We start from the raw sequence: 8,953 nt of genomic DNA, 5'->3' as shown, positions 1-8,953 counted from the left end.
CTTGGTGGCGACATGAAATCTTTGTTTGCCAATACCAAAAAATTATCAAAAGTCGTTTTGAACAACTTCAAACCCATGATTCCGGAACAATTTCACGGTATTTGGCAAAAAGGAATTGACACTAACGATTATTACCTAAAACTTTGCGGTTCCGGTGGTGGCGGTTACATCCTAGGTTTCACCAAAGATCTGGAAAAAGCAAGAATTTCTTTAAAAGACTATAAACTGGAAGTCGTTTATCAATTCTAAAATGCTGAGCAGAAAGAACAAACTTTTAGTGATGAAATTTGTCAGTTTGTTCTCCGTGGTCAGGGGTTACAACATTCCGATAATCGTTTTGGCCCAATATCTCTCGGCGATATTTATACTTGCGCCCGAAAAAAGAGCCTTGTCCATCCTGCTCGATTTCGATTTATTTATCATCGTTTTTGCCTCGTCTTTGACGATTGCATCGGGTTATATCATCAATAATTTTTACGACAGCAAGAAAGATTTAATCAATCGACCCAACAAATCCATGCTCGACCGATTGGTCAGCCAGAAAACAAAACTATATGTCTATTTTAGTTTGAATTTTATCGTTGTGTTTTTGGCAATTTTTGTTTCTTGGCGGGCGTTTTTGTATTTTTCAGTTTATATTTTCTTGATTTGGTACTATTCGCATCGAATCAAAAAATACCCAATAATTGGAAATCTGACTGCGGCAGTCTTGGCCATTTTACCATTTTTCGCGATTCTTTTGTATTACAAAAACCTGTATGAAGTCATCTTTGGTCACGCCGCTTTCTTGTTTTTATTGCTCCTGATTCGGGAAATGATTAAAGATTTGGAAAACATCAAAGGCGATTTGGCCAACGATTACAAAACCATTCCCATTATTTATGGCGAAGAAATTTCGAAGAAAACAATAACCTTTTTGACAATTTCCACCATAATTCCGGTGTATGTTTTAATCGAAATATTCGATGTGGGCTACATGGACATCTATTTTTATTCCTGCCTCATTATTTTGATTTTTTTTCTACTTCGTTTGTGGAAATCCAACACCAAAGAACAATATGTATTGCTTCACAATGTCTTGAAATTTATAATCGTGGCAGGAGTTTTCAGTATTATTCTTATCAATCCAAGCGTGTTGTGGCACGGAAAGAAACTCTTGCAAACCATTTAATTTTTTAGGCGGTATTTCCTGTAATCCGTTTCAATCTTTTTATAGGGCCAAACCCTAATCCAAAAACAATCAACTATTAAGCAATAAAAAACTATCTTTGCACCAAATTACAGTATATTATGAATAACAAGGAAGGCAATAACAATAAAAGCGGTGGCAGGGCAAACAGCTCTCGACCAAGCTCAAACAAGCCAAAACCTGCGATGCCAAAAAGGGCACAAGGACCTAAAAAAGTAAAGCCAGCAACCAAAATAGCCGAAGAAGAAGCAGCGAAAAAAGCCAAAAAACCGAATCAGGCACCAAAAAGACCTAAAGTTAAAGACGAAATTCGTTTGAACAAATACATTTCCAATTCTGGAGTGTGTTCGCGTCGTGATGCCGATATTTACATCCAATCCGGCAACGTAAAAGTAAACGGAATTCCGGTAACCGAAATGGGTTATATGGTAAAACCAGGCGATGTCGTAAATTTTGATGGTGCAGTTTTGACACCGGAGAAAAAAGTGTACATCTTGTTGAACAAACCCAAAAACTTCACGACGGCACTTGACGAAGGTCAGGAATACCGCAATGTTTTGGAATTGGTAAAAGGTTCAACAACTGCCAAAATTGGCGCTGTGGGAAGAATGGACAAAAACACCACTGGTTTATTGTTGTTCACGAACGACACCGACATGATTCGCAAGTTTACTTTGCCAACCAACAAATCATCCAAAATCTACCAAGTTTCTTTGGACAAAAACCTGAAATTCGAGGACTTGGAAAAAATACAAAAAGGCTTGGTTCTTGATGGACACCGCGTTTTTGTGGAAGACGTAAGTTACATAGAAGGAGAAGCCAAAAGCGAAATTGGTTTGAAATTAAGATCGGCCAATGTTAAGGTAGTTCGTTCTATTTTCGAACATTTTAATTATGATGTTTTGAGAATTGACCGAGTTGCTTTTGCAGGTTTGACCAAGAAAAATCTACCTCGTGGAAACTGGAGATTGCTTACCGAACAAGAAATTATCAATTTGAAAAACGTATAAGTTTTTGAAATCCATTAATTAAAATTCCCGCTCCTTTTCAAGCGGGAATTTTTCTTTTAAAAAACAAAAATGACCTCAACAAAGAATTTATCAATTGCCCACAAATGGTTTGACGCTTTCAACAACCATAATTTAGACCAACTTTTATCATTGTATGATGATGATGCGGAACATTTCAGTCCAAAACTAAAAATCAAAAAACCAGAAACCAATGGATTGGTAAAAGGTCGAAAATCTTTGCACGATTGGTGGCAAGAAGCCTTCGAACAGTTGCCTACCTTGCATTACAAAGTAACTTCGCTCACGGCAAACGAGCATCGCGTTTTTATGGAATATGTAAGAACCGTTCAAGGCGAAAGCGATATGCTAGTCGCCGAAGTCTTGGAAATAAAGGAGGAAAAAATAGTTTTCTCTCGAGTCTATCACGGATAACAATTTCTTGATAAAAACAAAAAACCTGCAACACTATTCTAATGTTGCAGGTTTTTTATTTAAAAGCTAAGTCTATTATCCTCTCACTTTTTTAAGCGGCTCTTCTTTTTTGTCTAATCCGCGTTTTCTCAACAACGGCTCAATACTTGGTTCTGCGCCACGGAAACGTTTGTACAAAACCATCGGATCTTCGGTTCCGCCTTTCTCCAAAACATTCTCACGGAATGATTTTGCTTTTTCGGGATTGAATAATGTAGTGGTTTTAAAAGCTTCAAAAGCATCCGTGTCCAAAACTCCAGACCAGATATAGCTGTAATATCCTGATGAATATCCACCAGAGAAAATGTGACTGAAATACGTGCTTCTGTATCTTGGGATGATTGACTCAATTAAACCAATCTTTGTCATCGCAGCTTTCTCGAAAGTGTTGGCATCTGTCGTAATATCTTTGGTTTGCGAATGGTATGCCAAATCCAACAAAGAAGCGGCAAGGTATTCTGTTGTGGCGAAACCTTGATCGAAAGTTCCCGCTTTTTTCAATTTATTTACCAAAGCTTCCGGGATGACTTCGCCTGTTTTGTAATGTTTTGCATACATTTTTAAAACTTCAGGTTCAGCAGCCCAGTTTTCCATAATTTGCGAAGGCAATTCCACGAAATCTCTTGGAACACTTGTTCCTGCTAAACTTCTGTAAGTCACATTCGACAACAATCCGTGCAAAGCATGTCCAAATTCGTGAAAGAAAGTCGACACTTCGTCAAAAGTTAAAAGAGCTGGAGTATCTCCCGATGGTTTCGTGAAATTACAAACTATCGAAATCACGGGCGCCAATCGTTTTCCGTCAACCGTTTTTTGGGTTCTGTAGGAAGTCATCCAAGCTCCGCCGCGTTTTGAATCTCTTGGATGAAAGTCCATATAAATAACCCCCACAAGAGTTCCATTGGCTTCTGTCACTTCCCAAACGGAAGCTTCTTGATGGTATTTTGGAACATTGTTCAACTCCTTGAATTGTATGCCGTATAATTTTTCGGTGACTTGAAAAACGCCCTTTCTAACATTCTCTAAACTGAAATAAGGTTTTAACTCTTCCTCGTCTAAATCGAAACGTTCTTTTCTGATTTTTTCAGTGTAATATCTCCAGTCATAAGGTTGGACAGCACCTTTAATTCCATCCTTAACCATCATTTTTTGAATATCCGAAGCTTCCGTTTTGGCTATTTCCAATGCCGGTTTCCACAAATCATTCAAAAGCTTGTTTACATTTTCCGGGGTTTTGGCCATCGATTCTTCAAGCACATAATTTGCATGGGATTTGTAGCCTAACAATCGTGCTTTTTGGCCACGAAGATTAGCTAATTCCACTGCGTATTTCTTGTTGTCGAACTCATCGTCGTGGTTTCCCCTAGTTTGATAGGCATTCCAAATTTGTTTTCGCAATTCCCGGTTGGAGCTGTATTGCAAAAACGGCATCACACTTGAATTAGAAAGCGTGAAAACCCATTTTCCTTCTTTGCCTTTTGCTTTGGCATCAGCCGCGGCGGCATCTATCAATCCTTGTGGCAAACCTGCCAAATCTTTTTTGGATTCGATGACCAATTCGTATTTATTGGTTTCAGCCAAAATATTCTGGCCGTATTTCAAACTGGTAAGCGAAAGCTCTCCATTGATTTTTCTCAATATTGCTTTATCCGAATCAGACAAATTAGCGCCACTACGAACGAAGTCTTTATAGGAATTGTCCAAAATTTTTGCTTGTTCCAAATTCAAACCCAAGGTTTCTTTTTTGTCCCAAAGCGCTTTTACCCTTGCAAATAATTTCTCGTTCAGGTAAATATTATCCCGATGAGCCGATAAATTTGGTGCCGTTTCTTTGGCTATATTCTGAATTTCCTTGTTGGTATTTGCCGAATTTAAATTCGAAAAAACCACATTGACATTCGACAATAATTCGCCGGCATTTTCCATGGCAAGAATGGTGTTGTCAAAAGTGGGCGCGGCAGAAGCATTTGCAATCGCGTTGATTTCTTCTTCGTGCTTTTTAATTCCTTCTAAAATAGCGGGTTTAAAATGTTCGTTTTTTATCTTGTCGAAAGGCGGCACATTATAAGGCGTGTCGTAAGCCTGAAAGAATGGATTCATGGTTGTATTCTCTTTTTTTTCTTGCGCTTCAATTGTTAGCAGATTACCGATGACCAACAAAATGAAAAGGGATTTATTTCTCATTTGAGTTAAATTAGTTTTAGTCGTAAATCTAAAAAAAATATTTAACAATAGACCCGTCATCTGTTAGATTAACAAATCAAAAACATTTAAAAAACTTAAATACGTTTGACTTTCTTTTATTTCCACTTCAAAGTTTCCATCAAACGCTGCATATCGTTTTTGATGTAACTTGCGGCAGGCATAACGGAATCGAAATTGGGCTTTGCATAGAAATAAACAGAACCCGTCACAAAATGTTTGATGCTGTCCGTCACGTAAAACTGGGAATTTGTAGCGGCATTTCCATCCACTTGATAAAACATTCCATACACTTTTTTGGAAGGATTCAAATACGGTTGTTCCAATATGTCATCGGCTTTTATCACGTGTTCGAAGGTCAATTTTTGGGCATCTCGCAACAATAAATTAATATCCTTGTTGACCGGTTTGTAAGTCAAATAAATGGTGGCTTTCATTTTTGGGTACGAAATGGTGAATCCGCAATTCTTCTCGCCTTTGATAACTGCTTCTGAATTCATTTCGAAAGTAAATGGACATTGATTTTCAAAATTCACGTATTTCGCCTCGGGATAATCCAATCGCAAATAGCCTGACGGTTTGGGCAAAACTTCGTCTTTACAGCTAAAAACAGAAAATAGCACGGTCAAAAGCGCGAAAATAGCAAGGTGTTTTTTTGGCATTTTGTATTTATTCAATGGTGACTTTTATTTGTTTTACACGTTTTTTGTCGACAACTTCAATGGTGAACGTGCAGTTTTCAAAGACAATTTTTTGGTCTTTTTTGGGGAAATTCCCTAAAACTTCCAGGATAAATCCCGCCAGTGTTTCGGCCTCGCCTTTTGCTGTTTCAAATAATTCTTCGTTGACATCAATAATTCTGTAAAAATCCTTGAGGTTGGTTTTTCCCTCAAAAACATAATTCTTGTCATCAATTTTAGAAAAATTGGAGTTATCTCCGTCGAATTCATCGCTGATGTCGCCCACAATTTCTTCGATAATATCTTCCAATGAAACAATTCCCGATGTTCCTCCATATTCATCCACCACAATGGCCAAATGGCTTTTCATGTTTTGAAAATCCTTGAGCAAATTGTCTATTTTTTTATTTTCGGGAATGAAAAACGGCTCACGTATCAATGTTTTCCAGTCAAATTCTTCTTTGTCAATATGCCGAAGCAAATCTTTCACGAACAAAACGCCTTCTATCTGGTCAATATTGTCTCGATACACCGGAATTCGGGAAAAGCCTTTTTCGACTATTTTTGAATAAATGGTTGCAAAAGATTCTTCGATTTCCAATGCAAAAATATCCATTCTGGGACTCATTACCTGCTTGGCATCCGTGTTTCCAAAAGTCACGATTCCTTCCAATATTTTTTGTTCTTCGGTTGAACTTTCGTCGGAATCAGTCAATTCCAATGCTTGCGATAGTTGATCTACCGAGAAATTGGTCTTTGGTTTCCCTAATTTGTTATGCAAGTAGATGGTCACTTTTCGCATGGGCAAACTTATTGGCGAAAGCAATTTATCAAGCACCGCAACGGGATAAGCAACCCATTTGGCAAACTTGACGTTGTTTCTGCTGGCATACACTTTTGGCAAAACCTCACCGAACAGCAAGATTAAAAAAGTAACAACAATAACTTTTATACTGAATTTTAAAAAGGGAGAAGTGACTGCTAAAAATAAATTTTTTCCAATAAATAAAAACAAGATTACCACGCCAATATTGATAAAGTTGTTGGCTACAAGAAGTGTGGCCAGCAGTTTTTTGGGTTTTTCGAGTAGTTTCGAAATGATTTTCCCTTTGGACGGGTTTTCTTGCAAAGTGTCGTCTATGTCTTTTTGCGACAAGGAAAACAGCGCCACTTCGGCACCGGAAACCATTGCAGAACAAAACAACAACGCAAAAATTGCGACAAAACCAAATACCAAATTAGTATCTAAAGTGTAAGCAAAAAGTAAACTGGGCTCTGGGTCCAAATTAAAATAGATTAGTTAGACAATTGTGAGGGCAAATCGTTTTCTGGTAAACCGTTGTTTTCCGCGTCAAAGTTAGTGTTTTTTACAATTCCGGGACTTTGAATTGGTTTGTTGTCCTCATTTCCTTTTTTGGTTGACAAAAAAGTAAACTCGGTAACTTGAATTTCGGTGGTGAATTTTGTAGAACCGTCTTCGGCCTGCCACTGACGTGATTTTATTCGACCTTCAACATATATTTTATCTCCTTTTGACAAGTATTTTTCGCAAAGTTCGGCCGCTTTATTACGCACAACTAGATTGTGCCACTCGGTGGTAGTTATTTTTTCGTTGGTAGTTTTATTGATATAAACTTCATTTGTTGCCAACTGAAATCTCCCTATGCAATTGCCTCCATCAAAATAATGCATCTTGACATCTTCTCCGAGATAGCCAATCAGCATAACTTTATTTAACGTTCCGTTCATTATATATTGGTATAGGTATCAATTCCAAAGATACATGTTTTAGAAAATATTTAATTCATTTCGATAAAATTAAAAATCACTATCGGAAAGGGAAATGTTTTCAAAGTTGCTGCGTCCACCCCATTTTCAATCGTTCCATCAACCTTTATTTTCCAAAACTTGATGTGCAAATGTTGGTGTGATAATTTATGTATTATACTTTTATCATTACAATCTTCAATACTTATTACAGTGTTGTTTTCGAAAAATTCCTCTTGAACGTTGGCCGCAATAAAATCAAAATCTTCTGGCGCATCCGTTTCTATTAAAGGAAATTCGTAGAGATTGTGCCAAATTCCTTTTGCGGTCCGTTTTTGTATTATCGTGTTTTCATTCTCATCGGAAACTACCAAATAATTGAAGAATCGATTCCTGACTTTCAACTTCTTCGACTTCACGGGCAATTGATCTACTTTCTTTTTCTGCAAAGCGGCGCAACTCGTGTTGAAAATGCAAACGCTGCAATTCGGACTTTTGGGAACACATTGTAAAGCTCCAAACTCCATAATCGCTTGGTTGAACAAAGCCGGATTCTCTTTTGGCATCAATTCGAAAGCCAAGGCCGAGAATTCTTTTTTGGCGGAAGCCACAGCAATATCAGTATCTATATTAAAGTAGCGCGACAAAACCCGGAAAACATTTCCGTCGACAACAGGAACCGCTTCATTGTATGAAAAGGAAGCGATTGCAGCTGCCGTGTATTCGCCAACACCTTTTAATTTTAATAAGTCATTATAATTGTTGGGGAATTTCCCCGAGAGTTCATTAGCCACATATTGAGCGGTTTTGTGCAAATTTCGGGCACGTGAATAATAGCCCAAACCTTGCCAAAGTTTCAAAACTTGTTCTTCATCGGCATTGGCCAAATCAAAAACAGTTGGAAAAGCACTCACAAAAGACAAAAAATAAGGAGTTCCTTGCGCTACTCGCGTCTGTTGGAGCATTATTTCGGAGAGCCAAATCTTGTACGGATCTACCGTTTTACGCCAAGGCAAATCCCGCTTGTTCTGCAAATACCACTGCATTAATGAGTTATAAAAATCCATGTTTAAATTTTGAGCAACAAAAGTAAAAGTTTATCTCATTAAATTTTAATGAATTAGCTTGAATAATTGTTTTTTTAATTCATATATTTGCAATCTCAAAAAATTAGTATACTATTATAAATTACGCAAGAAAATGACTAAAGCAGATATCGTTGCAAAAATTGCAGAAAAATTAGGTCTTGAAAAAGGAGATGTTCAAGCAACAGTGGAGACCTTTATGACTGAAGTAAAAAGCTCATTAGAAGTTGGAGACAACGTTTATTTAAGAGGATTTGGAAGCTTTATTGTGAAAACAAGAGCTGAAAAAACTGGAAGAAATATTTCTAAAAACACCACAATCAAAATTCCTGCTCACAATATTCCAGCATTTAAACCTGCAAAAGTATTTGTAGAAGGAGTAAAAGTTAATAACGAAGCAAAATAACAAAATTTATTAATCACAAAATCACCAACTATTATGCCAAGTGGTAAAAAAAGAAAGAGACATAAGGTAGCAACTCACAAACGTAAAAAAAGAGCGAGAGCTAACCGTCACAAAAAGAAAAAGTAGTTTATAACTACTTTTTT

General features: G+C 37.2%; 9 protein-coding genes and 1 pseudogene. 5 read left to right on the top strand and 5 right to left on the bottom strand.

Annotated features, from left to right (window positions below; all coding sequences use genetic code 11):
• The 4 genes and pseudogenes from C0430_RS09865 to C0430_RS09850 all read left to right on the top strand — a co-directional run.
• A pseudogene (locus tag C0430_RS09865) lies at positions 1 to 249 on the top strand (mevalonate kinase); the annotation flags it as partial.
• Between the two features lies 1 nt (position 250).
• Positions 251 to 1,171 (top strand): geranylgeranylglycerol-phosphate geranylgeranyltransferase, encoded by a 921-nt coding sequence (locus tag C0430_RS09860; protein ID WP_290869027.1) that lies wholly within the window; start codon positions 251 to 253, stop codon positions 1,169 to 1,171.
• Positions 1,172 to 1,290: 119 nt separating this feature from the next.
• Positions 1,291 to 2,199 (top strand): pseudouridine synthase, encoded by a 909-nt coding sequence (locus C0430_RS09855; RefSeq protein WP_290869025.1) that lies wholly within the window; start codon positions 1,291 to 1,293, stop codon positions 2,197 to 2,199.
• Positions 2,200 to 2,268: 69 nt separating this feature from the next.
• Positions 2,269 to 2,631, top strand: a complete 363-nt coding sequence (locus tag C0430_RS09850; RefSeq protein WP_290869023.1) for a nuclear transport factor 2 family protein — start codon at positions 2,269 to 2,271, stop codon at positions 2,629 to 2,631.
• Between the two features lie 75 nt (positions 2,632 to 2,706).
• On the opposite strand, the gene C0430_RS09845 is transcribed toward C0430_RS09850, so the two are convergent.
• The 5 genes from C0430_RS09845 to mutY form a co-directional block, all read right to left on the bottom strand.
• Entirely contained in the window at positions 2,707 to 4,854 is a 2,148-nt protein-coding gene (locus C0430_RS09845; RefSeq protein ID WP_290869021.1) for a M3 family metallopeptidase, read from the bottom strand.
• Positions 4,855 to 4,970: 116 nt separating this feature from the next.
• Positions 4,971 to 5,534: a gliding motility lipoprotein GldD gene (gene gldD, locus C0430_RS09840; protein WP_290869019.1), complete on the bottom strand. Its 564-nt coding sequence runs from the start codon at positions 5,532 to 5,534 to the stop codon at positions 4,971 to 4,973.
• 7 nt (positions 5,535 to 5,541) lie between these two features.
• Complete coding sequence (locus tag C0430_RS09835; RefSeq protein ID WP_290869017.1) at positions 5,542 to 6,837, bottom strand: gliding motility-associated protein GldE; 1,296 nt, start codon at positions 6,835 to 6,837, stop codon at positions 5,542 to 5,544.
• An 11-nt stretch (positions 6,838 to 6,848) separates the two neighbouring features.
• Positions 6,849 to 7,301: a single-stranded DNA-binding protein gene (locus C0430_RS09830; protein WP_290869015.1), complete on the bottom strand. Its 453-nt coding sequence runs from the start codon at positions 7,299 to 7,301 to the stop codon at positions 6,849 to 6,851.
• A gap of 50 nt (positions 7,302 to 7,351) precedes the next feature.
• On the bottom strand, positions 7,352 to 8,386 hold the full coding sequence (gene mutY / locus C0430_RS09825) for an A/G-specific adenine glycosylase (RefSeq protein WP_290869013.1): 1,035 nt from the start codon (positions 8,384 to 8,386) through the stop codon (positions 7,352 to 7,354).
• Between the two features lie 85 nt (positions 8,387 to 8,471).
• On the opposite strand from mutY, the gene C0430_RS09820 reads away from it, so the two are divergent.
• Positions 8,472 to 8,810 carry an HU family DNA-binding protein gene (locus tag C0430_RS09820; protein ID WP_290869029.1) on the top strand — a complete coding sequence of 113 codons (339 nt, stop codon included), beginning with the start codon at positions 8,472 to 8,474 and terminating at the stop codon, positions 8,808 to 8,810.
• Positions 8,811 to 8,953: the final 143 nt, after the last annotated feature.

The organism is Flavobacterium sp. (assembly GCF_013823965.1).
Classification (GTDB): domain Bacteria; phylum Bacteroidota; class Bacteroidia; order Flavobacteriales; family Flavobacteriaceae; genus Flavobacterium.
The sequence above is the reverse complement of the archived record's forward strand: the minus strand, read 5'-3'. Positions and strand labels throughout refer to the sequence as shown.